This window comes from Streptococcus suis (assembly GCF_002964045.1).
GTDB lineage: Bacteria > Bacillota > Bacilli > Lactobacillales > Streptococcaceae > Streptococcus > Streptococcus suis_U.
The window spans coordinates 1-287 of record NZ_POPB01000110.1; the positions used below are offsets into that span (position 1 = coordinate 1).

Consider the following 287-nt stretch of genomic DNA (forward strand, 5'->3'; position numbering starts at 1 on the left):
ATTGTTCAACTACGGTTTCACACAAATTGGTGAGATTCTGCATATTGATTGGTTGATGGAAAACTTATTGGTACAAGAAAATACTGTTATTCCAGCTGTACTTTTTGTGGCTCTTTGGCAAGGGTTGGCGATGCCAGTCATCATCTTCTTGTCTGGTTTACAAAGTATTCCAGAAGATGTGAAAGAAGCAGCTGCAATCGATGGTGCAAGTCGTTCTCAACAGTTCTTCAACATTGAGCTTCCATTCTTATTGCCATCTATCAGTATGGTTTTCATCTTGGCTATGA

General features: G+C 39.4%; 1 protein-coding gene. It reads left to right on the forward strand.

What is annotated here, in order from left to right; translation table 11 throughout:
- On the forward strand, positions 1-287 hold a 287-nt coding region (locus C1E99_RS00470; protein ID WP_153060121.1), incomplete at both ends, for a carbohydrate ABC transporter permease.